This window comes from Nocardia sp. NPDC050412 (assembly GCF_044458825.1).
In the GTDB taxonomy this organism is placed as follows: Bacteria; Actinomycetota; Actinomycetes; order Mycobacteriales; family Mycobacteriaceae; genus Nocardia.
In genome coordinates, this window is record NZ_JBITIJ010000013.1 from 99,275 (window position 1) to 126,194 (window position 26,920).

26 protein-coding genes are annotated in these 26,920 nt (G+C 65.6%); 13 read left to right on the forward strand and 13 right to left on the reverse strand.

The features are described from left to right. Nucleotides 1-220: 220 nt before the first annotated feature. Complete coding sequence (locus ACIBI6_RS31290; RefSeq protein WP_396958702.1) at nucleotides 221-1,399, forward strand: DoxX family membrane protein; 1,179 nt, start codon at nucleotides 221-223, stop codon at nucleotides 1,397-1,399. Between the two features lie 13 nt (nucleotides 1,400-1,412). On the opposite strand, the gene ACIBI6_RS31295 is transcribed toward ACIBI6_RS31290, so the two are convergent. Beyond that, the gene (locus ACIBI6_RS31295) at nucleotides 1,413-1,874 is read right to left on the reverse strand and encodes an STAS domain-containing protein (RefSeq protein WP_396958703.1); all 462 of its coding nucleotides are present in this window, start codon (nucleotides 1,872-1,874) and stop codon (nucleotides 1,413-1,415) included. Nucleotides 1,875-2,083: 209 nt separating this feature from the next. On the opposite strand from ACIBI6_RS31295, the gene ACIBI6_RS31300 reads away from it, so the two are divergent. The 3 genes from ACIBI6_RS31300 to ACIBI6_RS31310 are packed head-to-tail and all read left to right on the forward strand — an operon-like array spanning nucleotide 2,084 to nucleotide 5,003. Then, nucleotides 2,084-3,127: an ABC transporter substrate-binding protein gene (locus ACIBI6_RS31300; RefSeq protein WP_396958704.1), complete on the forward strand. Its 1,044-nt coding sequence runs from the start codon at nucleotides 2,084-2,086 to the stop codon at nucleotides 3,125-3,127. Continuing rightward, entirely contained in the window at nucleotides 3,124-4,173 is a 1,050-nt protein-coding gene (locus tag ACIBI6_RS31305; protein ID WP_364345186.1) for an iron ABC transporter permease, read from the forward strand. The genes ACIBI6_RS31300 and ACIBI6_RS31305 overlap by 4 nt, the downstream gene beginning before the upstream one ends. Continuing rightward, entirely contained in the window at nucleotides 4,170-5,003 is an 834-nt protein-coding gene (locus tag ACIBI6_RS31310) for an ABC transporter ATP-binding protein (protein WP_396958705.1), read from the forward strand. The genes ACIBI6_RS31305 and ACIBI6_RS31310 overlap by 4 nt, the downstream gene beginning before the upstream one ends. 249 nt (nucleotides 5,004-5,252) lie before the next feature. On the opposite strand, the gene sigC is transcribed toward ACIBI6_RS31310, so the two are convergent. Continuing rightward, nucleotides 5,253-5,819, reverse strand: coding sequence for an RNA polymerase sigma factor SigC (gene sigC / locus ACIBI6_RS31315; protein WP_364345190.1), 567 nt, complete (start codon nucleotides 5,817-5,819; stop codon nucleotides 5,253-5,255). Between sigC and ACIBI6_RS31320 the strand changes: the two genes are divergently transcribed. Then, complete coding sequence (locus ACIBI6_RS31320) at nucleotides 5,818-6,618, forward strand: zf-HC2 domain-containing protein (protein ID WP_396958706.1); 801 nt, start codon at nucleotides 5,818-5,820, stop codon at nucleotides 6,616-6,618. The genes sigC and ACIBI6_RS31320 overlap by 2 nt on opposite strands. A 14-nt stretch (nucleotides 6,619-6,632) precedes the next feature. Beyond that, the gene (locus ACIBI6_RS31325; RefSeq protein WP_396958707.1) at nucleotides 6,633-8,939 is read left to right on the forward strand and encodes a heavy metal translocating P-type ATPase; all 2,307 of its coding nucleotides are present in this window, start codon (nucleotides 6,633-6,635) and stop codon (nucleotides 8,937-8,939) included. 1 nt (nucleotide 8,940) lies between these two features. On the opposite strand, the gene ACIBI6_RS31330 is transcribed toward ACIBI6_RS31325, so the two are convergent. Then, nucleotides 8,941-10,887, reverse strand: a complete 1,947-nt coding sequence (locus ACIBI6_RS31330) for a cytochrome c oxidase assembly protein (RefSeq protein WP_396958708.1) — start codon at nucleotides 10,885-10,887, stop codon at nucleotides 8,941-8,943. A gap of 380 nt (nucleotides 10,888-11,267) precedes the next feature. Here ACIBI6_RS31330 and ctaD point away from each other — a divergent pair, with 380 nt between their 5' ends. Then, nucleotides 11,268-13,007, forward strand: a complete 1,740-nt coding sequence (gene ctaD, locus ACIBI6_RS31335) for a cytochrome c oxidase subunit I (RefSeq protein ID WP_396958709.1) — start codon at nucleotides 11,268-11,270, stop codon at nucleotides 13,005-13,007. On the opposite strand, the gene ACIBI6_RS31340 is transcribed toward ctaD, so the two are convergent. Beyond that, a complete protein-coding gene (locus tag ACIBI6_RS31340; protein WP_396958710.1) occupies nucleotides 13,008-14,309 on the reverse strand; it encodes a glycosyltransferase 87 family protein in 1,302 nt (433 codons plus the stop codon). Nucleotides 14,310-14,407: 98 nt separating this feature from the next. On the opposite strand from ACIBI6_RS31340, the gene ACIBI6_RS31345 reads away from it, so the two are divergent. Continuing rightward, complete coding sequence (locus tag ACIBI6_RS31345) at nucleotides 14,408-15,031, forward strand: TetR/AcrR family transcriptional regulator (protein ID WP_364359339.1); 624 nt, start codon at nucleotides 14,408-14,410, stop codon at nucleotides 15,029-15,031. Between the two features lies 1 nt (nucleotide 15,032). On the opposite strand, the gene ACIBI6_RS31350 is transcribed toward ACIBI6_RS31345, so the two are convergent. Continuing rightward, complete coding sequence (locus ACIBI6_RS31350; RefSeq protein ID WP_364359336.1) at nucleotides 15,033-16,181, reverse strand: alpha-hydroxy-acid oxidizing protein; 1,149 nt, start codon at nucleotides 16,179-16,181, stop codon at nucleotides 15,033-15,035. A 269-nt stretch (nucleotides 16,182-16,450) separates the two neighbouring features. Between ACIBI6_RS31350 and ACIBI6_RS31355 the strand changes: the two genes are divergently transcribed. Further along, nucleotides 16,451-16,651: a hypothetical protein gene (locus tag ACIBI6_RS31355; RefSeq protein WP_364359333.1), complete on the forward strand. Its 201-nt coding sequence runs from the start codon at nucleotides 16,451-16,453 to the stop codon at nucleotides 16,649-16,651. Here the strand turns inward: ACIBI6_RS31355 and ACIBI6_RS31360 are convergent. Continuing rightward, on the reverse strand, nucleotides 16,648-16,794 hold the full coding sequence (locus ACIBI6_RS31360; protein ID WP_364359330.1) for a hypothetical protein: 147 nt from the start codon (nucleotides 16,792-16,794) through the stop codon (nucleotides 16,648-16,650). The genes ACIBI6_RS31355 and ACIBI6_RS31360 overlap by 4 nt on opposite strands. Before the next feature lie 66 nt (nucleotides 16,795-16,860). On the opposite strand from ACIBI6_RS31360, the gene ACIBI6_RS31365 reads away from it, so the two are divergent. Beyond that, entirely contained in the window at nucleotides 16,861-17,568 is a 708-nt protein-coding gene (locus ACIBI6_RS31365) for an endonuclease/exonuclease/phosphatase family protein (RefSeq protein ID WP_364359327.1), read from the forward strand. Here the strand turns inward: ACIBI6_RS31365 and ACIBI6_RS31370 are convergent. The 3 genes from ACIBI6_RS31370 to ACIBI6_RS31380 form a co-directional block, all read right to left on the reverse strand. Beyond that, complete coding sequence (locus tag ACIBI6_RS31370) at nucleotides 17,558-17,941, reverse strand: hypothetical protein (RefSeq protein ID WP_364359324.1); 384 nt, start codon at nucleotides 17,939-17,941, stop codon at nucleotides 17,558-17,560. The genes ACIBI6_RS31365 and ACIBI6_RS31370 overlap by 11 nt on opposite strands. Before the next feature lie 166 nt (nucleotides 17,942-18,107). Then, nucleotides 18,108-18,770 (reverse strand): response regulator transcription factor, encoded by a 663-nt coding sequence (locus tag ACIBI6_RS31375; protein ID WP_364359321.1) that lies wholly within the window; start codon nucleotides 18,768-18,770, stop codon nucleotides 18,108-18,110. After that, nucleotides 18,767-19,930, reverse strand: a complete 1,164-nt coding sequence (locus tag ACIBI6_RS31380) for a sensor histidine kinase (RefSeq protein ID WP_396958754.1) — start codon at nucleotides 19,928-19,930, stop codon at nucleotides 18,767-18,769. The genes ACIBI6_RS31375 and ACIBI6_RS31380 overlap by 4 nt, the downstream gene beginning before the upstream one ends. Nucleotides 19,931-20,145: 215 nt before the next feature. Between ACIBI6_RS31380 and ACIBI6_RS31385 the strand changes: the two genes are divergently transcribed. After that, on the forward strand, nucleotides 20,146-21,048 hold the full coding sequence (locus ACIBI6_RS31385; RefSeq protein ID WP_396958711.1) for a sterol desaturase family protein: 903 nt from the start codon (nucleotides 20,146-20,148) through the stop codon (nucleotides 21,046-21,048). 39 nt (nucleotides 21,049-21,087) lie between these two features. Here the strand turns inward: ACIBI6_RS31385 and ACIBI6_RS31390 are convergent, their stop codons facing one another. The 3 genes from ACIBI6_RS31390 to ACIBI6_RS31400 form a co-directional block, all read right to left on the reverse strand. Next, complete coding sequence (locus ACIBI6_RS31390) at nucleotides 21,088-21,894, reverse strand: nuclear transport factor 2 family protein (protein ID WP_364359312.1); 807 nt, start codon at nucleotides 21,892-21,894, stop codon at nucleotides 21,088-21,090. A 245-nt stretch (nucleotides 21,895-22,139) separates the two neighbouring features. Then, nucleotides 22,140-22,601 (reverse strand): DUF2231 domain-containing protein, encoded by a 462-nt coding sequence (locus ACIBI6_RS31395; protein ID WP_396958712.1) that lies wholly within the window; start codon nucleotides 22,599-22,601, stop codon nucleotides 22,140-22,142. A gap of 82 nt (nucleotides 22,602-22,683) precedes the next feature. After that, nucleotides 22,684-23,937, reverse strand: coding sequence for a helix-turn-helix domain-containing protein (locus tag ACIBI6_RS31400; RefSeq protein WP_364359306.1), 1,254 nt, complete (start codon nucleotides 23,935-23,937; stop codon nucleotides 22,684-22,686). A gap of 324 nt (nucleotides 23,938-24,261) precedes the next feature. Between ACIBI6_RS31400 and ACIBI6_RS31405 the strand changes: the two genes are divergently transcribed. Together ACIBI6_RS31405 and ACIBI6_RS31410 are read left to right on the forward strand one after the other, a co-directional pair. Then, nucleotides 24,262-25,584: a lipase family protein gene (locus ACIBI6_RS31405; RefSeq protein WP_364359303.1), complete on the forward strand. Its 1,323-nt coding sequence runs from the start codon at nucleotides 24,262-24,264 to the stop codon at nucleotides 25,582-25,584. Between the two features lie 123 nt (nucleotides 25,585-25,707). After that, entirely contained in the window at nucleotides 25,708-26,361 is a 654-nt protein-coding gene (locus tag ACIBI6_RS31410) for a VC0807 family protein (RefSeq protein WP_396958713.1), read from the forward strand. On the opposite strand, the gene ACIBI6_RS31415 is transcribed toward ACIBI6_RS31410, so the two are convergent. Next, a complete protein-coding gene (locus ACIBI6_RS31415; RefSeq protein ID WP_396958714.1) occupies nucleotides 26,362-26,916 on the reverse strand; it encodes a PadR family transcriptional regulator in 555 nt (184 codons plus the stop codon). Nucleotides 26,917-26,920 lie beyond the last annotated feature (4 nt).

Below are 26,920 nucleotides of genomic sequence, written 5' to 3' on the forward strand. Positions count from 1 at the left end.
CCACACACTCGAATTAAGCTCACGGAATGCGACCACCTGCCTATGGTGGAGGATCCAGAGAACCGTAACGAACATCATCACTACCTTTCTGTTCAGTCCAGAGGTACGGCCGTTCGGCCTTACAGAACACCCGGTCAACCCCGGATTCAGGTGTTGATCTTGTTGTTTGAGAGCGCCGAACGCGGTTACCCGAACCTCAGCCATCGAGGAAAGGGACGTCATGTTGCTACGCCGATTTGCCCGACCACTGCTGGCGACCGCGTTCGTCGCCGATGGGGTCGACGCACTGGTCCACCCCGAGCCGCGCACCCAAGCGGCATCGACCCTGGTCCAGCAGGGTCAGCAATCGCTGCCCGACAAGTTCGCCGCGAAATTGCCAGCGGATCCGGGGACGGTCGTGCGGATCAATGCGATCACCCAGGTCTCGGCCGGTGTGCTGCTTGCCCTCGGTAAGTTCCCGCGCCTGGCCTCGCTCACCTTGGCCGCGACGGTGATTCCCGCGACGGTCACCGAACAGGATTTCTGGGCGGAAAAGGATCCGGAGCGCAAGGCGGCCAAGCGCAACGCCTTCCTCAAGGATGTGAGTCTGCTCGGCGGTCTGATGATCGCCAGCGCGGATACCGAGGGCAGGCCGTCGCTCGGCTGGCGTGGTCGACGCGCCGCGAGCAATGCCACGGCGGCGGTTTCGGCCGCATTGCCGTTCACCGCAACGGATTCGGCGACCGGCGAGGCACTGCGACGGCATGCAGTCGATGCCGCTGTGCGGGCCCGTGAACTCGGCGATGTCGCGGCGACGCGGGTCGCGGGTGTCGCGCAGGAGCGGGGCTCCGATATCGCGGATACCGTCAAGGAGCACGGTCCGGAATGGGCCGAGTCGGCCAGAGAACGCGGTGCGAAGTGGGCGGAAAAGGCGGCCGAACTCGCCGAGCTCGCCAAGGAACGCGGGCCCGAACTCGCATCGACGGCGCGTGAGCGCGGTGCGCATCTCGCCGAAATGGCTCAGCACCGCGGGGCCGAGCTCGCCGAGCTCGCCAAGGAACGCGGACCGGAATTCGCTTCGACCGCGCGCGAGCGCGGCGCCGAACTCTCGGAGAAAACCCAGAAGCGTAGTACGCGCTTGGCGGAGAAGGCCCAGCACCGCGGCATCGAGCTCGCCGAGCTCGCCAAGGAACGCGGGCCCGAACTCGCCTCGACCGCACGCAAACGTGGCGCCGAACTTTCGGAGAAAGCACAGAAGCGCGGTGCGCGTTTAACCGTGAAGGCGGAGCGGCAGGCCAAGAAGGCGCAGCCGCGGGTCGACAGGGCGCTGCGCCGTCTCGATAAGGCTCAGGAGCGTGCGGCTCTCGCGCAGGAACGGATCGCCAACGCACGTGCCCGCGTGGAGGCGCGGCGCAGCTGAAAGCACACGGACCCTACACCGGGGCAGCACATCCCGGTGTAGGGTCCGCGAGTGCCGCGGCCAAGGAACCGACGCGGCAGAAGTTCGTGGTGAGTCCGGTGAGCTCGATGGCCCGATCGACACAGCGCACCGTGGTGATCAAAACCATTCGGCGGTCGGCCTTTTCCGCCGCCGACTGGGCCTCGACCAGGGTCGTCAGTCCGGCGGCGGCGAAGAAGGTGACCGGGGACAGGTCGACGACCATGATCGAGCCCTGAGAACCGAAGGCGCGCAATAGCTTGTCCCGTAGTCGCGGCGCGGTCGACAAATCGACCTCGCCTGCGACGACCACCAGCGTGACATCACCACGCGGACGGCTCACGGTGAATTGGATGATCCGAGCTCCGGACACGGTCGAAATATCAACGCGCTCACCGTGTCCGGTTTTGTCACGGTCAGCGGGTCTACCTGCCGGATAAGCGAAATGGGTCGACATGCGCTGGCTCCTGCGGTCCGGTCGGACCTGTCTCACCAGTCAAGCAGGGTCGGCCGGGTCTGTACAGGGATCCTGTGCGCCGCACGGTAACGGATGCGAAAAATCTCCGGGAACCAGGGCGTGGGGCCGTACGACTAAGTGTGCATGCAGCACACAGCGGTGCGGATGCGCCCTACCGACACCGGCGATCGCATCGAAAGATCCCGCCCATGAAACGTAGCGCGGTGCTGGCCCTGGCCGTCGGCACCCTCGCCGTCGCCGGATGTTCGACCACGGTCACCGAATCGGCGACCACCGCACCCGCTGCCGCGACCGAGGGCATCACGAAATATCCCGTCACCGTGGAGAACTGCGGCAAGAGCTACACCTTCACCGAGGCACCGAACCGGGTCGTGGTGATGAACGGCGGTTCCATCGGCGAGGTTTCGTCGCTGGTCGCCCTGGGCGTCGCGGACCGCGTCATCGCCAATGCGCAGTCCTACGGCTCCTCCGATGTGCCCGGCCGCGGCGATGCCATCGCGGCTCTGCCGACCGGTGGGATAACGCCGAACAACCTGCAGGACATCCCCCGCGAGGCCATGCTCACACAGCATCCAGATCTCGTCATCTCCACCGGGGGTGGCGGCTTCTCCGCCGATCAGGGTTTCGCGACTCGCGCGGAGCTGTCGGGTGCCGGTGCCAATACCTATGTGCCCCGGGCCAATTGCGGTTCGACCGGTGCAGTCACCGGTACTCCGACCATCGAGGACAGCTATGCGATGCTCCGCGACTTCGGCACGATCTTCGATGTGCCCGGCCGCGCCCAGAAGCTCATCGACGACGCCGAGCGCAAGATCGCCGAGACATCCGCGCGGGTGGCCGGGCAGCCGAAGAAGAATGTCCTGCTCATTTTCCCGGGTATGGGTATGGGCGACGGGGGCGACTTTTCGGCCATCGCGGCGGGCGGTATCTGGAACGACGTAATCGACAAGGCCGGTGCGATGAATCCGTTCAACCACACGGACGGAACCACTTTCGTGACGATCAGCAAGGAACAGCTCGCCGTCGCCCCGATCGACGGGCTCATCGTGGTCGACTACCGCAATCCCGACATCGATGGCGCGGCCAAGCGGATCCTCGAGCAGTTCCCGCAGTGGAATGCGAGTAAGAACACCAACTACACGGTGCTCTCGGATTCGATCTACCTCGGGCCGAGCAATGACGTCGCGGTAGACAAGATCGCCAGACTCGTACACCCCGAACAATTCTCATGACCAACACGCTTCGAAGACAGCGGTTATCAGCGACGACACCGCTGCCCATCGCGATTGCCGTTTCGGTGGCAATCCTGTTCGTGGTCATGCTGGTATCCATCGGTGTGGGATCGGTGACGGTCTCGATTGCCGATACGTTCCGCGTCATTCTCGCCCACTTATCCGGTAACACACCGGATGTCGGGTTCACGGTCGACCAGATCGTCTGGAACTATCGCCTCCCCCGGGTAATCCTCGCCGCGCTCTGCGGCTGCGGCTTGGCGATCTCGGGCGTGATTCTGCAAGCGCTGGTGCACAATCCGCTCGCCGACCCGTATGTGCTCGGATTGTCATCGGGTGCCTCGCTCGGCGCGGTGACCGTGATCGTCACCGCGGGTGCGGCACTCGGCGGTATCGGCGTCTCAGGCGCCGCCTTTGTCGGCGCAATCGGCACCGCCGCAGTGGTTTTCGCAGTCGGACAGCGACGCGGCACGCTGGCACCGACCCGTCTGGTGCTGGCCGGTGTCGCCGTCGGCTATCTGCTGCTGGCGGCGACGAACTATCTCCAATTGCGTGCCACCCCGAATGAGCTTCGCGCGGTGATGTTCTGGACCATGGGCAGCGTCTCCGGGGCGAGTTGGACCCGACTCGGACCGGTCACGCTGGTAGTCCTCGTGGTCGTGACCGTCGTGCTGGCCTTCGGCCGTCGCCTCAATGTGCTCGGCACCGGCGACGAACAGGCCACCGCGCTCGGCGTCGACGTCCGCACCACCCGGATCATCCTGCTGGTGCTTGCCTCCCTGCTGACCGGCGTGCTCATCGCTGTGGCGGGCGGAATCGGCTTCGTGGGCTTGATGATTCCGCATCTGACACGTCTGGCCTTCGGTGTGGACCACCGTAGGGTGCTACCGCTGGCGGCACTGCTCGGCGCGGCATACCTGGTCCTGGTCGACCTGCTGTCGCGAACCATCGACGCCCCGCACGAACTCCCGCTCGGCATCTTCACCGCCGCCTTCGGCGCGCCGTTCTTCCTTTGGCTACTCCGCCGCGAGGGAGGTCCCGCATGACCGGGCAACCCGCCCACACTGGGTGCCCGGTTGCGGCACAGGGCGGCCGGATCGCCGAGTTGTCGGTGGTTGAGGTCACTATCGCTCTCGCAAGCGCACAGGTGCTGGATGCGGTGACGTTGCATGCTCCGCCGGGGTCGTTCGTCGGGGTGGTGGGACCGAATGGAAGCGGTAAGACGACGCTGTTGCGCGCCATCTATCGCTCGCTGCGACCGGAGCGAGGCATGGTGCTGATCGATGGCGCCGATATCAGTGCGATGTCGGTGCGTGCGGCGGCACGCACCACGGCGGCGGTGCTGCAAAATAGTTCGGGCGCGCCGGAATTGACAGTCGCGGAGCTGATCGGCCTGGGCCGCAATCCGCATCACGCACTGTTCAGCCGGGACTCCGCCGCCGATCATGCGGCAGTGGCGGACGCCATGGCACGCACCGGTGTCACCGACTACGCCGAACGCCCGATCGGCTCGCTATCGGGTGGTGAGCGTCAGCGGGTGCTGTTGGCCAGAGCGCTCGCACAGCAGCCGCGCCTGCTGGTCCTCGACGAACTGACCAACCATCTCGACGTGCGCGCCCGATTCGAACTGCTCGACCTGGTCCGCTCGACCGGTATCACCACGCTGGCGGTACTGCACGAATTGGATCTGGCGGTGCGCTGCTGTGACCAGCTGGTCGTGCTCGATCATGGCAAGGTCGTCGCGGCGGGTGCGGTGCTCGAGGTCATGACGCCCGAGCTGCTACGGAAAGTCTTCGGTGTCAATGCCACTGCCGAGCAACACGATGACGGCGTTGTCCGATTGCACTACGCAGCAAAGCCTTTGGCCGCCCGATAAACAGTGGCGTCGACGCTGGGGCTCGTTACTCGATGCGGCCGCGACGGCTGCACCGCGCTCACGCACCGAAATAGTGGCGCCACACCGAGGCGGCGGCGCGGCTCGACGCTCGGGATTCGTTACTCGGGGAGCCGCGACGGCTGCACCGCGCTCATGCATCCCGCCGGAATTGCGGCGGCACAACGAGGCGGCGGCGCGGCTGGACGGCTCTGGCAGTCGCGGGACGGATCAACAACGAGTTGACCGAAGTCAACCGTTGGCGCGACGCCTACCTCCGAAACGCGTTGCGGCGATGAGGTCTTCGCGGGCACGTGCGACTCGGGACCGCACCGTGCCCACCGGACACCCGCACACCGCTGCTGCCTCGGCATACGACAAACCGAGCACCTGCGTCAGTACCAGCGCCTCCCGGCGCTCCGCGGACAGATCCTCGAGTAACAGCTTCAGCTCCACGGTGTCGGCGAGCCCATCCCGCCGCGCCACCTGACGGTCCGCCGCGGCCACCCAGTCGACGCCCGGGGCGATGCGCGGTCGGGCCACGGCCATCCGCACCTGGTCGACGACGACGCGGCGCGCGATCGACAGCAACCAGGTCCGGGCGCTGGAACGACCCTCGAAGCGCTTGATGCTGCCCAACGCGCGCAGATAGGTCTCCTGGGTCAGATCATCGGCACGCGACAGCTCGGTGAGGTGGGCCAGCAACCGCCAGACATCCTTCTGGGTGGCCCGGATAAAAGCTTCCAGAGCTCGTCGATCCCCATGCGCCGCAGCAAGTGCCAGCTGAGTCGTCTCGTCATCCTCGGCGGGCGTCGGCATGAGCTCGACAATAACCTGTGCGCGCCGCGGGAACTTTGTGGTGCTGGCGGACGACAATCTGGACGTGGAGTGCAAGGTATGCCGGACCGCGCTGTCGGCCCGGATCGATGGCGAACGCGAAACCGTGCCCGCGGCGCGCGTCGACGAACACCTCGAACAGTGCGCGCAGTGCTGTTCCTGGTACGCGGCCGCCGTGGAAACCTCGCGCCTGCTGCGCGGCGGCTCGGCGTACGCACCCGACCTCACCGATGCCATATTCGCTGCCGCCGATCTGGAGCGGCCGCGCGGATCGAGGTGGCGGACATCACTTTCCGAGGTGAAGTGGACCAGGCTACTGCTCGGACTACTCGGGGTCGTGCAGTGCGCGCTGGCGATCGGCCAGTTCGCCGGATTCGACTTCGGTATGACCCATCACCACGGCGCTGAAATGGCCGAGCACCTGATGAACGAGTCCACGGCATGGAGCCTGGCAATCGGCATCGGATTCATCTACTGCGCGCTGCGACCGTACGCCACCTCCGGTGTGCTGCCGGTGCTCGGCGTGCTGGTGACAACGCTCACGGCCTTCGTCATCTGTGATCTGTATTCGGGGGTCGTGCCGATCTCTCGGGTGCTCTCGCACGGCATTCTGGTCGCCGCGCTGGTGTTGGTCGTGGTGGTACATCGCACCCGCCGAACGGAAACCTCACCGCCGACCCGCACGAGCAATCCCGCCCTCGCTGAACCCGTGCTGCCGCCCGGTGCACGATTCGGCCGCCGCACCGGCCATCTGCGCTCGACCCACGATCCTGCCGCCTGACCGAACGGAATTGAATGAATACAGCATTGCGCGGCGATTCCATGCGAGGTAGCGGTCGGACGACGGGTGGGCTCGATCTCGCCACCGTTGCAGAACGCGAAACCACCCGCATTTCGCTCGCGGTATCCGGAATGACCTGTGCCGCTTGCGCGAACCGAGTGGAACGCAAGCTCAATAAGGTCGACGGCGTACTCGCTTCGGTGAACTATGCGACCGGCATCGCCACTGTCGATGCGGCCGAGGGCATTTCGGCCGACCAGCTCTGCGCTGAAGTAGTGGCGGCCGGTTACGGTGCGGAGCCGAGCGATAGCACCGGACCCATCTCCTGCGCCCCCGAGGAGGCGGCGGTCCGGGATCTGTTCCACCGCTTGGTCGTCGCGCTACTGCTGTTCTTCCCCCTCGCTGATTTGTCGGTGATGTTCGCGATGGTCCCCGCCACCCGGATCACCGGCTGGCAGATCATCCTGACCGTGCTGGCGCTGCCCGTCGTGCTGTGGGCGGCCGCGCCATTGCATCGAAAGGCACTGGCGGGTGCGAAGAATTTCACGGCGAGCATGGACACGCTGGTGTCCGTCGGTGTGACGACCGCGACGCTGTGGTCGCTGGATACCATGTTCCTGCACGCGAATCGGACCGAAATCCCGAACGGCGTATGGGACGCGTTCTGGTCCGGTGATTCGATCTACCTCGAAGCCGCGGCGGGTATCACCACATTCGTGCTCGCCGGACGGTATTTCGAGGCGAAGGCCAAGCGTTCGGCGGGCAGCGCGCTGCGTGCGCTGGCCGCGCTCGGCGCGCGCGAGGTCACGGTGCTGACCCGCGACAATCGCGAAATGCGGGTCCCCATCGGCGAACTCGTCGAGGGACAGCGGTTCGTGGTGCGCCCCGGTGAGACCATCGCCACCGACGGCCTGGTGGTTTCCGGCGAGTCGAGTGTGGATGCCAGCGCCATGACCGGCGAATCAATACCGGTCGAGGTTACCGAGGGTATGTCGGTCATCGGCGGCACCACCGCGCTCACCGGTCGGCTGATCGTGGAGGCGGCCGCGGTGGGCGCGGATACGAAGCTGTCGGGCATGATCCGGTTGGTCGAGCAGGCGCAGACCGGGAAGGCGCGCATGCAGCGCGTGGCCGACCGGGTCTCCGCTGTCTTCGTGCCCTTCGTCTTCGCCGTGGCGGCAGGTACTTTCGCGCTCTGGTGGCTGCTCGGTTCCGGTGTGGACCGGGCCGCCTCGGCCGCCCTCGCGGTGCTGGTGGTCGCGTGTCCGTGCGCGTTGGGGCTGGCGATTCCGACGGCGCTGATGGTGGCCTCCGGGCGCGGAGCCCAGCTGGGCATTTTCATCAAGGGGCATCGTGCGCTCGAGGCCACCCACGATGTGGACACGGTGGTGTTGGACAAGACCGGCACAGTCACCAACGGTGTGATGAGCGTCGTCGCGGTGACCGTGACGGATTCGGCGACCGATGACGAGGTGTTACGACTGGCGGGCGCGGTGGAGGCAGCCTCTGAACACGCCGTGGCCGCAGCCATCACCCGGCACGCCAGGACGGTACTCGACGAACTACCGGAGGTCGAATCCTTCACGGCACTACCGGGTTTGGGTGCACGAGGTGTAGTGGCGGGTCGTGAAATCATGGTCGGTCGCCTGCGCCTGCTGAAGGATCGCGGTATCGATGTCCCGCAGACGCTGAGTCGTGCTGTGCGCCAACAGGAACGCGCGGGACGCACCGTGGTGCTCGTGGTAGTCGACGGTGCGGCCAGCGCGGTGATCGCGGTCGCCGATACCGTGAAGGACACCGCCGCCGATGCCATCGCCCGGCTGCATGCGCTCGGCCTGCGCGTCATGATGTTCACCGGTGACAACGCATATGCCGCACAGTCGGTCGCGGATGAGATCGGCATCGCTGAGGTGGTCGCCGAACTGCTTCCGGAGGGCAAGGTCGAACTGATCGCCCGCATGCAGGAACAGGGCCGCCGCATCGTCATGGTCGGCGACGGCATCAATGACGGCGCCGCGCTGGCCACCGCCGACCTCGGCATGGCCATCGGGGCGGGTACCGATGTCGCGATCGCGGCCGCCGATATCATCCTGGTCCGCGACGATCTCGCCGCCGTTGCCGATGCCATCGAACTCGCACATGCCACCTTGCGCACCATCAGGGGAAATCTGGTGTGGGCCTTCGGTTATAACGTGGTCGCCATCCCGGTGGCGGTGCTCGGCCTGCTGAATCCATTGATCGCCGGTGCGACCATGGCATTCTCGTCGTTCTTCGTGGTCTCCAACAGTCTGCGGCTGCGGCGGGTGCGGTTCCCGCGCTGAATCAGCGGCGTGACTGCGCCAACTGCTCCAGCATGGCGTTGTAGGCGACGAGGTCGGAGTCTGCGTACTCGTCGTCCTTGCGGTCGGTGCGCACCGCGGTGCGGCGATCCTGGGCCACCCACTGCGTCAGCAGCGCACCGACCACCAGCAGGATCGGGATTTCGCCGGAGACCCAGGCAATGCCGCCGCCGACTCGCTGATCAGCCATCAGGTCCATATGCCAGGTCAACTGGAGTTGTTCGTAGAAACGCTCGCCGATGATGGTGTTCATCGACATCACCGCGACGCCGAAGAAGGCGTGAAAAGGCATGATGGCGAACAACATACCGAGCCGACCCAGATGTGGCAGGCGACGCGGGCCCGGGTCGATGCCGATAATGGCCCAGTAGAACAGATAGCCGATGATCAGGAAGTGCACGTTCATCAAGACGTGCCCCCAGTGATAACGGATCAGGTTCTGGAACAGCGGTGTGAAGTACAGGCCGTAGAGCGAGAGCACGAAGGCCGTGATCGCGGTGCCGGGGTGGGCCAGTATCGCGGTCGGGCGCGAATGCAGAATCCACAGAACCCATTCACGCACACCGGGAACCGCGTCCTTGGGTGCGGCGGGGACGGTACGCAGCAGCAGGGTCACCGGTGCGCCGAGTACCAGCAGCACCGGTACGAACATATTGAGCGCCATATGCGTGATCATGTGCAGGCTGAACATGGCATAGCCGTATGTGCCGATGCCCGATGACGTCGAAATCAGCAGGGCCACACAGCCGCTCGTCCATGACAGCGTGCGCCATGGCGACCAGGTATCTCCGCGCCGCCGCAGCCGCAGCACCCCGGCGGCGTACAGCGCGATACCGGCGATACCGGCGGTACCGAGGACGATATCGAAGCGCCACATGGTCATCAGTCGCCACACATCGGCCTGCCCCGGCAGATCGAAGCCGAGGAACACCTCCTGCGCGGTGAATGAGCGGTCGGCGAACGCCGGAGCCGGTTGGACGGCCATCGACACCAGGGCGGCCGTCGCGACTACGGAAAGCGCGCCGGTTCCGGAGATCAGGACGCTCGAAACATTCTCGGCGGCAAACCTTCTCAGCATGGTCCCGATCGCGACGGCCGACACGACGACCACTAGAGCGAGCCGACCGTAGCTGGTGCTGAACAGCGCCGACCACGGCAACAGGATGGCACCGAGCACCAACCCGCTGAGCGTGGCCGCGGCAAGACACAACTGCCCGATGAGCGCGTACCGCCGGACCGCAGCCTGGGAACGGTTGCGCCGGACCTGTGCCGCCACACACCACGCCAGACCCGGCAGCACTGAGACCGCCGGTTGGAAGATGATCATCGCGCCGGTGGCGAAGTCGTGATTCGGCCCCTCCCCCGCATTGCCGACCATTGCCGGCGGCAGCACCGCGATCAGCGCCAGCACGGTCGGCACGACCAATCCGGTCCACGCCAACGTCAGCCGCGTAACCAGCGCGACGACACCGGCCAGCACCACGACCACGATCCACGCCTTCGGCTTCTCGCTCGCATCGAACAGCGCGCCGACCGCACCCCGCTCCAGCGCGGCACTCATCGACAACCCGCCTACATTCGCCGCGCTCACCGGAATCAGGACCAGCGCCGAGCCGAGCCAAACCAGACTCGCCCGCTCCGCCACCCGGACCCCGGCGTAGCCGTCCACGTCGACCCGACCACGCGCGGTGACAACGGTGCAGCACAGCGCGTAGATCAACGCGCCAAGTGTGAACGCGCCCGCCAGCGCGGCGACTACCCGCAGCACGACATAGAGCAGGACATCCAGGAACCCGGGATACGCAATGCCCGCCGACCGGTACGGCATATCACCGGCCGCGAGCACAGAGAGCAGCACGAGCGCGCCGGCGGCGAGCGCCGCGATCAGCCACACGAGCTGGTCCGAGCGCTTCACCTGCACGTTTTCCACCAATCCTCGATGCCAAGAGCTGTGACGGGCAATGGACGTGCCGGCCCTCGCACACCGGTCGGCCGCGGCCCGATGCTAGTTCCCGGGCCCGCCACGGGTGCGACGCACCTCACATCGCAGGCGTCACAGCCGGACGGCGGCGGTCCGGCTGGACTGGCCGGTTTCAGATCGCTGGCCCGCATCAGCGCGCGCATCGGTCGCGGCAACCGCAGCCTCCGGGGCGGCGCGCGTACCCGGAGCACATCCCACCGTGGTCGCAGCCGGAGTCATACCGTGGAAGCAGACATGTCGGCGGCAATGGCGCAAAGCGCGCATGTCGGAAATAGAAGAGGCGCATAATCCGGACAAGGCTGATCGGCGATCGGAAGGTGGCGACGGCCGTGGTTACGACTGAACTCGAAGTTGTTCGGCCCTATCCGCAGCGGGTCGGGCCGAAGGGCTCCTATTTCTGGAAAATGCTCACGACCACCGATCCGAAGGTGCTCGGGGTCATGTATCTGACCAGCGCGATGACCTACTTCTTCATCGGTGGTCTCATCGCGCTGCTGATGCGCGGTGAGCTGGCCCGCCCCGGTATGCAGTTCCTGTCGACCGAGCAGTTCAACCAGCTGTTCACCATGCACGGCACGATCATGCTGCTGTTCTACGCGACGCCGATCCTGTTCGGCTTCGCCAACTGCGTGCTGCCGCTGCAGATCGGTGCGCCGGATGTGGCGTTCCCCCGACTCAATGCCCTCAGTTACTGGCTGTACCTGTTCGGCGCGACCATCGCCACGGCGGGATTCGTCACGCCCGGCGGCGCCGCCGACTTCGGGTGGACCGGCTACACCCCGCTGAGCACCATCGAGCACGCGCCGGGAGCGGGCGCGGATCTGTGGATCCTGGGGCTGGCGGTCTCCGGTGTCGGCACCATTCTCGGCGGCGTCAATATGATCACCACGGTGGTCTGCCTGCGCGCCCCCGGTATGACCATGTTCCGGATGCCGATCTTCACCTGGAATATCCTGGTCACCAGCATCCTGATCCTGCTTGCCTTCCCGATTCTGACTGCGGCTCTGATGGCGCTGGCCTACGACCGCCACCTCGGCGGGCATATCTACGATTCCGGCACCGGCGGCATCGTGCTGTGGCAGCACCTGTTCTGGTTCTTCGGACATCCCGAGGTGTATATCGTCGCGCTGCCGTTCTTCGGCATTGTCACCGAGATCTTCCCGGTGTTCAGTCGCAAGCCGCTATTCGGTTACACCACATTGGTTTACGCGACGCTGGCCATCGGCGCGCTGTCGGTCGCGGTGTGGGCCCACCACATGTACGCCACCGGCGCGGTGCTGCTGCCGTACTTCTCGTTCATGACCTTCTTGATCGCCGTCCCGACCGGTGTGAAGTTCTTCAACTGGATCGGCACCATGTGGCGCGGCCAGCTGACCTTCGAGACACCGATGCTGTTCTCCCTCGGCTTCCTGGTCACCTTCCTCTTCGGCGGTCTGTCCGGCGTCATCCTGGCCTCGCCGCCGCTGGACTTCCACGTCACCGACTCATACTTCGTCGTCGCGCACTTCCACTACGTGCTGTTCGGCACCATCGTCTTCGCGACATTCGCGGGTATCTATTTCTGGTTCCCCAAGATGACCGGCCGCATACTGGACGAGCGCCTGGGCAAGTGGCACTTTTGGACCACACTCGTCGGCTTCCACACCACCTTCCTGGTCCAGCACTGGCTGGGCGCCGAGGGTATGCCGCGCCGCTACGCCGACTACCTGCCCGGTGACGGTTTCACCACGCTGAACACCATTTCCACCATCGGCGCCTTCATCCTGGGCGCGTCGATGTTGCCGTTCATCTGGAACGTGTTCAAGAGCTACCGCTACGGCGAAGTGGTCACCGTGGATGATCCGTGGGGTTACGGCAACTCGCTGGAGTGGGCCACCACCTGCCCGCCGCCGCGGCACAACTTCTACGAACTGCCCCGAATCCGTTCCGAGCGTCCCGCATTCGAGCTGCACTACCCGCACATGGCCGATCGCATGCGCTCCGAATTGCACGTCGGCTGGGGCTCGGGCAAACACGCCGCCGCGGTCGCGGAACAGGAGAAGGCGGAGGCTTCCGCTTCGGAGTCCTGATTACCGCGCCGCGGCGGGTAGCGCGTCGCGTGCCGAATGTCGCAGCGGGTCACGTGCCGAATGTCGCAGCGCAACGGCGGCTGCGCCGAACAATGCGAGCGTCAGCCAGATGTATCCGTTGTGGACGAATGTCGCGAGGTGGCTTCCCGCGGGATAGTCGTAGATGCTGCTCATGGTCGGGTCGAAGAAGGCGATCACACCTCCGGATGCGACCATCACTGCGATGAGCAGCCCGATCGACGCGACCGCACCGCGTCTGCGCAAGGCGAGGTCTGCCAGATAGACCAGCAGAGGTGCGAGCCAGACCCAGTGGTGGACCCAGCTGTACGGGGACACCGCGGTGGTGGTGAGTCCGACAAGCACCACCGCGGGCAGTTCGCATCCGGTCAGCGACAGCCGACGTGCCAGATACAGGCAGGCCACGGCAATAGCGGAAGCACCTGCCAGCCAAAACAATTGGTGCACACCCTCGACACCGACGGTGCGCGCGAGCAGGCCGCGCAGTGATTCGTTGCGCGGATTATCCGGCACACCGACGCGCTTGGGGTCGGCGAATGCACCGCTCCAGAAGGTCAGCGAGTCCTTGGGCATGGCCGCGAGACCAACGAGCACGGTCGCCGCGAATGCGGCAATGGCCGTCACGGCCGCCCGATACTTGCGGGTGACCAGCAGATAGACCACGAAGAAGGCGGGGGTGAGTTTGATGCCCGCCGCGATCCCGGTCAGCACGCCCTTCCAGCGCGAGGTATCGGGCAGCGCCATATCGGCGAGCACCAGCAACAGCAACAAGATATTGATCTGACCGAAGGCCATGGTCTCGCGCACCGGCTCGCACCACATCAGCAGGCCGGCGATCGGCACGCCGATCAGCACCAACCGCAGGTCGCGTCGGTAGCCGAGCATCGACAGTGCCGCCCACACCGACGTTGTGAGCATGGCGAAGTTGCCGAAGGCACCGACATAGGTGAAGACCTCACCGTGCAGATTGACCAGCGGGACGAACAGCAGCGCGGCGAACGGCGTGTAGACGAACTCCCAGACGCCGCGGGTGTGCCCAAGCAGCGGCGTGTCGTAGATGGAGGCACCGTCGACCACCCGGTGCCCGGCGATCTGATACACGCCCAGATCCATCAGATGCATCATGACCTGCATCGTTTCGCGCACCTGGTGGATGTAGTACACACCGGCGACCGTCCCGAGGATCGAGATCACCCAGAACGCCGAGGCGGGAATGGTGCGGCTTTCGGGCTCGGTCGGTGCCGCGGTCGGCGCCGCCGTGTTCTCGATCGTCGATACAGGCACGCTCATCTCCCAGCGATCGGGGTCCGGACTCGCCGACCTACGGTAGTGGCACTGCGCGTGCGGCGCACACCGCTGGGTAGGACCGGTATGGTCCTCGGATGCCTGCTGGCTCCTCATCGCGGATGTACGACGGACGGCCTGTCGCCGACCGCCGTGCGCAGCGGCGAGAGCAATTTCTGGCCGCCGGGGTCGTGGTATTCGGGGAAAGCGGCTACCAGAACAGTTCGATTACCGCGCTGTGCCGGGCGGCCGGATTGGCGCGCAGCCAGTTCTATGAGCATTTCGACAACCGCGAGGATCTGTTGATCGCGGTGTACGACCGGATCCAGACCGAGGCCAGGCAGGCGGTCACCGCCGGGACGGCGGCATCGGGTGACGCGGTCGGCCTGGCACAGGCGGCGGTGCGGGCTTACGCGGAAGCGATCGGACGTGACCCGCGCGTGGCCCGGATCGCGCATGTGGAGGTCGTCGGGGTCGGTGAGCGGGTCGAGCAGCGCAGGATGGAGCAGCGGGCGCTGTGGATGGACTTCTTCGAGGACCAAATGCGGCGGGCGCTCGGACCCGATTTCGAGCCGCCGGGTGGCTTCCACACGGCCGTAACCGGATACTTCGGCGCACTGCTCGCACTGGTACACCAGTGGAGCACCGGTGACGAGCAGACCGACCTCGCCGGGATCACCGAGGTGCTGACCCGATTCCTGATCAGCCTGATGACACCGTAATTCAGCGCCTCGGCCGGATATTCTCGCGCACCGCGGCGATATCCGGATAGCCGTTCACCGCCATGAGCAGATCCGCCTCCGCCAGAATCATCCGCAGCACGTGCACCAGACCCGAAACCCCGCCCAGCGCAAGGCCGTACACATACGGACGGCCGATGCCGACCATCGTCGCACCCAGGCCGAGCGCCTTGATCACATCGGTGCCCGACCGCACACCGGAATCGAAAAGCACCGGCACCCGGTCGGCAACGGCTTCGACCACCCCGGGCAGCGTCTCCAGTGCGCTCAGACCGCCATTGGCTTGGCGCCCACCGTGATTCGAGCAGAAGATGCCGTCGACGCCAGCATCGATCGCGCGGCGCGCGTCATCGGGATGGCAGATGCCCTTCAGGACGATCGGCAACTCGGTCAGCGACCGAAGCCACTCGAGATCGTCCCAGGTGAGCGAATTTCCGAAGGTCTGCACCCAGTGCAGCACGATGGACTGCGGATCGTCCGAGCCGACCATCTTCTGGAAAACGGGATCGGAGGTGTAGTTCTTCAGCACGTGCCCGCGCAACTGCGGGAAGTTCCCGATCGACAGATCACGCGGCCGCCAGCCCGGAACCCAGGTGTCCAAGGTGACCGTGATGCCGCGATATCCGGCCGCCTCGGCCCTGCTCACCAGACTCGCCGCCAGGTCGCGATTCTTCGGTGTGTACAGCTGGAAGAAGCTCGGCGTCGCACCCGCGTGACCGACGACCTCCTCCAGTGGATCCTCCATGAGCGTCGAGAAGACCGCGGGCACACCGGTTTTCGCCGCCGCCTCGGCGACCGCGATGTCGCCGTGCTTATCGCCGACCAAACCGATCACGCCGACCGGGGACATGAAGATCGGGCTGGGAAAGGTGAGTCCCCAGGCGTGCACCGACAGGTCGCGCTCGGTCGCACCGACGAGCATCCGCGGCAGCACACCCCAGTCCTCGAATGCCTCGACATTGCGCCGCTGGGTCAACTCGTCACCGGCTCCGCCCGCGATATAGGAGTGCAGCGTAGGGGGCAGTGCGGCCGATGCCTTCGCCTCGAGCGTCGCGAAGTCCATGGGGAACTCCGGGGCGTGTCCGCCGAGGGCGGCGAAGTAGATCTCGTTCTGATAGTCCGCGAACGCCACTGTTCTGCCCTTCGGTAGGGTCGATCGGAGGGGTAGCCTCCGCTTGCCGGAATATTAGACGCTAATGTCCATGATCAACGCCGGACGAACCGCGAAACATTCGACCACGGCACAGCGAAGGACTCTGTGCGATGTGCGTCACAGTTTCGTGGTGTTCGCACCGGATGACCTGCGCATCGAGGTCCGACGGCCGTACCTGCTGTAGCGCGACTAACCGCTGGAGCGACGGGTAATCCACCGAGCAGCTGACAGATTGTGAGAACCGCGCCGTGAATCTCGACTACCTCGATAGACCTGGTGACCACGACCTTCTGGTGGCCGATCAGATCAAGAGTCGTCCGCTACGCCGCCTGGTGCAGCTGGCGCTCGGCCTATCCACCGAGTCCATGGACCTACTCACGGCACTCACCGACCGATTACGGACCGCGGAGGGCGCGCTGGCCGATCCGGCGACCAGTGGCGAGTTCTAGCCTCGACAATCGAATGCGACCCTGCCGTGGCGACCACCCGGCGCAGCTGAAAAGCCGCCGCCGTATTCGGCCGCGGTGCGTTCCCGGCCGCCGATGGACAGCATGACCTCGAGGTCGAGCGCGTGCGCGGTGGGACGACGCATTCGCCCAGGCGGACAAGGCCATCCGGCTCGCCGATGACATCGAATACGGCATTAGCATCGTGAACTGTGATCACAGTGGCCAGTTGGAATGTCCTGCACCGTGTGCACGCGGAGAATTGGAGCTCCGATATCGCGACCCGCTGGCCCGATGAAGTGGCGCGCATTGCCGCGGTAACTGCCTGGATCGCCGAACGGCCCGAACAGGTCATCGCGCTACAGGAGGTCAGCGGCGACCAACTGGCGAACCTGCGATCATCGTTGTCCGACAAGGACATTCACGCCTTGCGCTATCCGCGCGTCCCGCGACCGCGCAATGGAACCACCGCACTGCGAGATCCCACCGAACATCTCGTCCTGGTCCTCGACGAACCGGGCCGAGAAATCGCGGCCGAATCGTTCGAAAACGATCCCGGCAACGGCGCACTCGCCGTCGAAACGGCGGGCGTGATCATTGTGGCAACCCATGTGACCGGTGATCTGCGCCGTACCCGCCAGCTGACCCGATTGGCCGAACTCGCGCCACCGGACCGTGCCACGGTGCTACTCGGCGACTTCAATATCGACCGCGCTGAAGTGGCATCCGCACTCGGCCCCGACTTCACCATCGCCGAGCTGCCACCGGCCTCCGCGCCGACCCGTCCGCGCACATCAGGCACCAAATCGCAGTTCATCGACCATGTCATCGTGCGTGGCACGACCGTCCAGGACGCCTCCGTCGTGGCGGTCGACGGCCTCTCCGACCACAATTTCGTCCGCGCGACCATCACCGGATAACGAGACCGCCGGCACGCCACAGCCAGCGCCAGCGCGGCAGCTCCACGATCGCGGTGAGCACCGCCAACACACTTACCGGGACGGCGAGCCACACCGGCCAGACCATCCAGGCCGCGACGACCGCCGCGACCAGTTGCAGAACTACCAGCGCGATGGTGCCCCACCCCGGTACGGCGACAAGCACCTGCTTCTTGTCACCGGGCGTGGCGAACACGGTGGGCAGCCCGATCAGCGCAATCACCGAAAACACGGCCAGCACAACCGAATGCCCAGCCAGCGCCCATGGCGTCGCGACCCAGGCGATGAGCTCGGTCGTAAAACGCAGTACTGCCGCGATCCGGCCCTGATCTGTGAGATTCGGCGATTCAGACACGGACGCCAGCGTGCCATGCAATGCGTCCCGATGCGGGGCGAAGCCCCGGGCCGAAGGGGATGGTCCGGGGCTTCACTGGAGATTATCGCGCGAACCGGTGCCTGAGTTAACCGCGCGCAATAGCGTGTTCCGGCGGTCCGGGACGTCAACAGCGAAATACGCGGCACTAGCCGCCGTGTGGGGAGACGAGGCCGTGCTTGTGTGCGTACACGACAGCGTGAAGGCGGTCGCGCACACCGAGTTTCGCGAGTACTCGGGATACGTGTGTTTTGACCGTCTCTTCGCCGACGCCGAGTGCCGCGGCGATCTCGGCATTGCTGCGCGCATCGGCCAGAAGCAGCAATACTTCTCGCTCCCGGGCGGTCAACTGCTGCACCTCTGGTGGGGTGTCCGGCGGAGCCAGCGTGCCCGCGAACCGCAGTATCAACCGTCGCGTCATCGACGGATCGATCAGGGCATCACCACGGGCCGCGATTCGGATGGCGGCCACCAGTTCCTCCGGCGGCAGGCTTTTCAGTAGGAACCCGCTGGCCCCGGCCTGCAGTGCGCGGTAGAGGTTGGCATCACTGTCATAGGTGGTGAGTACGAGGACGCGGGTGCCGCCCGCCGCGACAATTGCCGAAGTGGCCGCGAGTCCGTCCAGCTTCGGCATGCGCACATCCAGAATCGCGACATCCGGGCGCAGCCGGGCGGTTTCGGTGATGGCACTGCGACCGTCGCCCACCTCGGCGACGCATTCGAGATCGTCCTGACTGTCGACGACCGCGCGCAGTCCGGAGCGGAACATGCTGTGGTCATCGGCGATCAATACGCGGACCGGTGCGTTCACGAACCTCCGATCGGCATGGCAACCCTGGTGTGCCAATGGGTTTGCGCATCGTCCGGACCGAATCGCAGTTCGCCGCCGAATAATTCGGCGCGCTGACGAATCCCGCTGAGTCCACGGTGCTCCGCCGTATCGCCCATATCGGCGGTGTCGGCGAGTGGATTGATCGACTCCAACACCACCCGGTTCGGCTGATAGTCCACGACCAACTGCGCGTGCGCGCCGTCGCCATGGCGCAGCGCATTGGTCAGCATCTCCTGCACGATGCGATACAGCGTCAGATTCAGCGAATCCGGCAGCTCGACGGCCGCACCGCGCACGATGAAATCGGCGGCCAGACCTGCCGCGCGCACCCGTTCCAGCAGATCCTCGATATCGGCGAGCCCGGGCTGGCGCTGCCCGTCCTCCTCGCGCCCGTGTAGCAGATCGAGTTGGCGACGCAGGTCGACCATGGCCGCACGGCTACTCGATTCCACCGCGGTCAGCGATCGGGTGGCCGCGGCATTCCCGGTGTCGGCCATGGCGATTCGCGCCGCACCGGCATGGATACCGATGGCGCTGACGTGATGGGAGATCACATCGTGCAGATCTCTGGCAATGGCGGCGCGTTCCTCGGCGACGGCGCGGGCGAGTGCGGTCCGCTGCTCCTGTTCACGTAACTTGGCCTGCTGCTCCAGATCGGCGATATACGCGCCCCGCGCCGCCGTATACCGACCGACCAGCCATGGCACCACACCGACCGACACCGTCGACGCCAGCAGCAGCCGCCAATCGTGTGAGGTATTGCTGCTGATCAGCAGATGCGCGCTTGCGAAGCCCGCACTCATCGTAAAGACGGTCAGCACCGATTTCGGACCGACCATCCAGGCGCCGGCTCGATATCCCGCCACCAAGAAGCCGACGTCGGCGAAGCGTGCGGCAAAGCCGTGCCGGTGCAGCATCAGGGCCTCGGCCAGTCGCAGCGCCACCTGGATCAAGGCCACCACACCGGCGGTGCGCGGCGGCGCGGCCAATGCGAGATCGGCCGCGACTATGGCGATCAGCACTGCGGTGGCCTGCCACGGGGCCACCGCGAAGATCCCATTCAACGTCAACATCGCGGCATCGACCGCCGCGGCCGCGGCCGCGACCACCAGCGATTGGCGGGCCAGCGATCTGCTCACATCCAACAGTTCGCACCACCTTCGCACAGTCCGGGTCGAGCCGTCCGCGGGCGATCCTACCCAGCGTTCGCCCGTATTCCTCGGACCGAACTCTGCCTGGGCGCCAGCCGCAGCACATCCCCCGTCCGGGGGACCGCAAATCCCTCGTCAGCGCGATGTTTGCCCAGGCCAGCGCCCGTAACGTGGCGGTGAAGCAGCAGAGTGGAGGAGCCATCGTGATCGGTGCGCAGTTATTCATCTACGCCATACCGGCGTTCGCCGTACTCATGTTCGTGGAGTGGATCGACTATCGCCGCGATCCGGATCGCCCGGCCAACGGTCACTCCGGGCGGGATATGGCCTCCAATATCACCACCTATCTGCTCGGCCGATTCCTGAAGCCGGTGCTGCAGTATCTGATTCCGTTCTCGGCGGTGGTGGTCGCGGCCGCGATCACCCCGCTGCACCTGTCGCCGACCACATGGTGGGTGTGGGTGCTCGGGCTGGTGGTCACCGACTTCTGCTACTACTGGGCCCATCGAGCCGACCATCGGGTCCGGCTGCTGTGGACCTCGCACAGCGTCCACCACTCCAGTCAGTACTTCAATCTGTCCACTGCCATCCGCCTGCCCTGGGTGCATCCGGCCGCCACCATTGTGCGCGGATTCGCCTGGGTGCCAGCGGCTTTGATCGGCATGCCGGCGTGGATGATCTTCCTGCTGCAGACCATCGGGCTGCTCTACCAGTTCCCGATCCACACCCAGCGCATCCGGACCCTGCCACGCCCGATCGAGTTCCTGTTCAACACCCCGGCGCATCACCGCATCCACCACGGTTCGAATCAGCCCTATATCGATAAGAACTACGGCGGCGTCTTCATCATCTGGGATCGGCTCTACGGCAGTTTCGCCGCGGAGAGCGAACCCATCCGCTACGGCCTCACCAAGAACATCGGCACCGACAACCCGCTGAAAGTCAACTACCACGAACTCGGGGCGCTGATCAGCGATGTGCGCCATGCGAATACGTGGCGCGGGCGCCTCGGATACATCTTCGGCCCGCCCGGTTGGACCGAAGCGGCGCAGGTCGATCCGCAGGTCATCCCAGCCTCAGCGCGCGAGGGCTCGGTCGCCGCATAGTTTCCTTCCGCGGCGGCTTACGGCCGCCGCGGACTGCCGCTAGATCGAGTGAATGAATATGCGAATGCCGGTGATTCGTCGACTGTCAGGGGCGAAGTCGACGAATGCGACACCTTGGGCCGCGTCGAGCCGGACACTCGCACTCACCGTGCGTCCGGCCGCGATCAGCTTGTCCCACTGCATATTTCGCGCCCGATTCGTGAATTCCTCCAGCGAGATTCTGGTTCCGGCCGGGAGTTCGATGGTCGTGCGCTCGCCGAGCAGCCGACGAACCCGCGAGATATCCGTCGCCGCAGCGGCCGAGAATATCTGGGCCGCAACGCGTTTGCCCGATCGGCCGATACCGCGCAGTGCCTGCATCATGGCGAGCATGCCGTCGAAGCCCTGATTGGCGATCAGCTGCGGGCCCAATTTCAGTGCGGCGCCGAGTCCGGGCAGTCCGGTGCGCAGCAGCTGCACGATCATCGCGGCCAACTCCCAATGGGCGGCCAGCCGGGTGATCTTCCAGACGCCGTCCTCCTCGACGAGGTCGTAGCGCAGGTGCATGGGCACCGCGACGGTGGCGCCGGTCGACATGGTGGTGCGGATCAGCAGGTCGCGGACTACGGTCGACGGGCCGACGAAGTCGTGGTCGACCTGGAAGGCGATGGTATTGGGGCCGATGAAGGTGTCGTAGAACCGTTCGATCGCCGCGCGGCCGATATGTGGGCGGGAACCGACCGGATCGTTGACCGTCGCCTCGGCGGTGAACAACTCGACCCAGGCCGCCTTGTCATGTGCCGCCACCGCACGCGGTGACGCCTGGACGGCCGCGATCAGGTCCTTGGCTTTCGAATCCAGCGGCATGGCAGTTCCTCCTAGCTACTGCGTCACATGGTAGAACATGTTCTAATTTCGGCGCCGGCGGGTCGATGAGAAGTGCCTGGTCCACTCGAAATCGATCGTGCGCAATCTGCGCGGGAACGTGACGATTCCGGGGCCCTTCAATGGGGCGTTGATCGAGACGATTGCCGTGTCGTGTCCGAACCGCGGCATGGTTGTGGTCCGCGCGGCGGCACCGAACGCGGCCCGAAGCGATCGAGAACATGGCGTTACGGCGCTTGGGCACCCCACACGGCATGCGAGCCCGAATCTCCGATGCGATACACCTGTGTGGTCGCCGCACCGCCGGCGGCGATCGCCAATACCGCCGCCAGCACAGTGACCACGCGCCCCACCGGACGACCATGCTCATCGCGCAGGTGGACGACGATGAGCAAGGCCGCTACGAGCAATAGCGGCACCACGAAGTAGATCATCGTGTTGCCGAGATCCGCGTGCTCATCGATGGCGGGAGATCCGCCGAGCTTGTGCTGAAGCCACTCCCCCGCCTCGGTCGTCACCGGTGTCAGGGCGACAGTGATCGCGGCCAACGCGGTAACCAGCCAGATCAGCCGCCGGCGAGCCGGAGGCCATACTGCCGACAAGATGAGCAGCCCCGCGGTCAGCGGTACGAAGACCACGATGAGGTGCACCAGCAGCACGTGCGCGGGTAACCCGTTGATCGTCGACATGAGGCGCTCCCAGCGTTCGTGACCGCAGCAGCGGTGCGGCCCAAGTATCTCCCTCACCTCACGGATCAGCGCGGTACTCGGTTCATCCCGGCAATCGGTCCCCCTCGACGACCTCCGCCGCCTCACCGACCGGATAGAACCGATGCACCATGAGCGCCGCCGCCAGTAACCGCGAACCGTTGGGCTCACTCGGATCGATACCGGTGAGTTCGGCGATGCGCTTGAGCCGATAGCTGAAGGTATTGGGGTGCACGTGCACCTCGGCCGCAGCCGCCTTGCGATCGGATCCGTGCCGCAGATGCGCCTCCAGCGCCTCGAACAGATGCGAGCGCAACAGCAGCGGGGCAATGCGGTCGGCAAGCCGGTCCCGGGCCGGACCCGGACGGGTCAGCTGATACTCGAGTAGTAGATCATCCAGGTCGTACAGTCCGCTCGGCCGGTTGAGCAGGCGGGCCAGTTCGGCCAGATCGGTCGCCTCCTGTACCGCATGCGGCAGCAGCTCCCGCTCGACCGCGCGACGTTCGGCGAGGAAGACATCGACACCGAACTGTTCGGTGAGTTCGGCGGCCAGCCGCTCGTACTCCTTGGAATCGGATCCGCTGGGCAGCAGCGCGATTCCGGTCGTGCCGTCGAATGTGCTCAACGCCTTGGTTCCGGCGATCCCGTCCAATGCCCGTTGCAACACCCGGATTCGACGACGGGTGAGCAGATCGGCGACCACGATCGGGTGATCGTCCGGCCGGATGTGAATGGCGAGCACGGTATAACGTTCCGCGAGAACGACATCCGCGCGTGCCGCCAGTTCCTCCGCGGCCTGGCCACGCAACAGCGCCGAACACAGCGCCCGACGCGCCTCGCGTTCGGCATGGTAGATCGACTGCTCCACATCGGTATACGCCTCCACCACGGCGACATTGATATCCCGCAGCAGATCGAGCAGCCGAGCGCCGAAGGCGATCAGATCGTGCATGTCCTCCGGCGTGGCCACTGTCGCCGCCTCCTGCAGGATCACCTGACCGGAGCCGTGTACCGCATGCATCAACAGCCCCAATGGAATTCGGTCCTCGGCATGCCGCTCGGCCACCGGACCGACGAATTCGATCACCTCGGCCCCGGTGAACACCCGCTGCTCCTGGACCGCACGCAGGAAGGCCTGGCCGCATCCGGCGATCGCGGGCAGCACCTCGTCGGTGAAATGCCCGTCCGGCAGATCCGCGGCCGGCGGTGTCGAGCCCAGGCCCGCCGCGAGCATGCGTTCGGCGATTTCGGGTAACCGACGAACCAGTCGGGCGATTATCGGGGCGTCTTTGGACAGCGGGGGCAGGACCACGGGCATGACTTGCACGTTACCCAACCCAGCCATTTACTGATGAATCTCGTAATCGCTCGGTTTGTCTCTGAAGACAAGATTTCCGTGGATTCTTCTCGTCCGTGTGTAGTGACAACTCATCTCAGCATGACCCTGCTCACCTGCGCGTTCCACTGCGCTCCGAGTGACGACAGTCACCGTCGACACAGCGGTTAGGAGAAAAACACCCGCCTCAATTGTGTTTCTGGACAATTATTTTTCCCTCCCCGCATTGCTACGTTGAGTATCGGTATTCCGGCGTCATTTCAAATAAGACACTGTGCCGGTGCGCCTTCGAAAGGATGTACAGGAATGAGCGTGCAGGCCGACGCCGGAAGGGAACCGGCACACCCGGTTGCCGAAATGTTTCGTTCGGGTCGGCCACTACAACCGGAGCTGGATCGGTTCTATCGGCCGCCGGCCGGTTTCGCACGCTTCGCCCCCGGCACCATCCTGCGGACGCGTGCGGTCGAGCTCGCACTGTTCGGCCGTGTGCCACTGAAGTTTTCGGCCTGGCAGCTGCTGTACCGCACCAGCAACTTGCACGGCACCGCGGAGGCGGCGGTTACCACGGTGCTGCTGCCATGGGGTGCCGACCCGCGCGAGCCGCGGCCGCTGGTCTCTTTCCAGTGCGCCATCGACGGCGTCAGCTCGAAATGTCTGCCGTCATACGCGTTGCGGCGGGGCGCGCGGGCGCTCGGCTCGATTCCGCAGATCGAACTGCCCGTCATCACCTATGCACTGGCCCGCGGCTGGGCGATCTCGGTGCCCGACCACGGCGGGCTGACCGGACATTTCGGCGTGCCACGCGAACCCGGCTACCGATCCCTCGACGCCATCCGCGCGAGCCTGCGCTTCGCCCCGCTCGGCCTGACCGATGCGACTCCCGTTGCGCTGTGGGGTTATTCGGGCGGCGGCCTCGCCACCGCCTGGACGGCGGAACTGGCGGCCGAATACGCACCCGAACTCGATATCGTCGGCGCGGTCGCCGGCTCACCGGTCGGCGATCCCGGTTCGGCCTTCGCGCGGTTGAACGGCACCTTCTTCGCTGGTTTCGCGACGGTGTGCGTGGCCGGACTGCGCCGAGCCTACGCGGATCTGGATCGCATCCTGCGCGCCCATGTGAAGACCGAATTCCTCGATCTGCTCACCGATGCCGAAACGCGCACCACACTCCATCTGCTGTTCCGGTTGATGGGCAAGAACGTCGACGACTACAGCCACCGCACCTTCGCCGATCTACTCGCCGAACCGGGCCTGCAGCAGATCATGGCCGATATCCGTCCCGGCGTGCATGCGCCCGCCATGCCGATGCTCGTCATCCAGGGCGTCAATGACGAGCTCATCGCCGTCGACGATATCGACCAGCACGTTGCCCGCTACACGGTCCGCGGCGCGCATGTGCGCTATCTGCGCGACCGCCTCAGCCTGCATATGCCGCTGCTGTTCATCGGCGCACCGGCCACCATGAACTGGGTGGCGGATCGATTCGACAATCGTCCACTGCCCGCGGCGGGCACGAGAACGGTGTGGTCGGTCGCCTTCACGAGACGAGAGGCACTGGGCCACTTGCGTTTTGCCGCGCTTTTCGTGCGTATGCTCGCAGGCAGGCCGATCCGACAGTTCCGTCGGTAGGCGGTCCGACATGACAGTTGTCATGCCGGACCCGTGATGGTTGGCAGATTTGTCGCCCACCGTCGATCCGTAACGTCATTTCGCGTAGTGCACAGCCGAATTCACCAGCCAGGAGCACCCGTAATGACGACCACCGCACCGTCCGCGGCGGAGCCGACCGCCGCGCCACGCTTCAACCCGATCCGCGCACTGGCCTCGATCGCCCGCGATGTCGCGGTGCCGATCGGCGCGTACTTCCTGCTGACCGGCCTCGGCTACAGCGACTTCACCGGTCTGCTCGCCGGCACCCTGTTCTCGGGCGCGGTGCTGCTCATCGAGACGATCCGAACGCGGCGCCTCGAACCGTTCGCCGCGATCATGCTCGGCGTCTTCGCCTTCGGTCTGATCGGTTCGCTGATCAGCGGCGACCCCCGGATGATGATCGTCAAGGATTCCGCGGTCACCGCGATCGTCGGTATCGCCTTCCTGATCAGCACCGTGGTCGGCAAACCGCTGACCTACCTGTCCGCGCGCAAGGCAGTCGCGGCCGCCGGACCGGCCGAGCTCGCCGAATTCGAGGCGTCCTACCGGGCGAACCCGGCCAAGCGCCGCGGCTTCAACACCCTGGCCATTGCCTGGGGCGTCGGCCTCGTCGCGGAAGCCACCGTCCGCATCCTGCTGGCCTATCAACTGCCCATCCACACCATGGCCTGGCTCTCGCCGGTCCTGTCGATCATCTTCTTCACCCCGCTGATCGCCCTCAGCGTCCGCTTCGTCAAGCGCGCCCGCCGCAGCTGACTACTTCCGCCGCTGGTCCCGATATTCGAGGTCGGCGGCGAGGCCTTCCCAGAACTCGGCATAGGCCTGTTCGTGCAGGATGCCCAGGCGCAGGATGCGCGCACGGGACACCGCGCGCACCTTGTCGTTCGGGTCGATATCGGTGTATAGCGATCGATACTGCTCGAGGAGGCGACGATGCTGGGCGGCCTCACTGTTCGCCAGGGCGACCACATCACCCGCAGCGCCCAGATCGGCGAAGAAGAGCTTGAGCTGTGCCGGATCGCGGGTCTCGGCGGGCGGGCTCTGTGGATCGGCGAGCCAGCGCTTCAGTTCGGCCCGACCCGCATCGGTGAGATGGAAGAGTCGACGCCGCCGGCCGCCTTGCTCGGCCTCCTCATCGAGCAACCCCTGCTCGGCCAGGCGCACGGGAATTCGATAGAGCTGGGCATGCGGCACCGGCCAGAAGTAGTCGATGCTCTCCTCGACCTTGGCCTTCAACTCATAGGGGGTGAGCGGTCCATGCCGGGCGATAAGCCCGAGCACGATGTGGTCCTGCGGCCCGAGATCCGGCATGCCT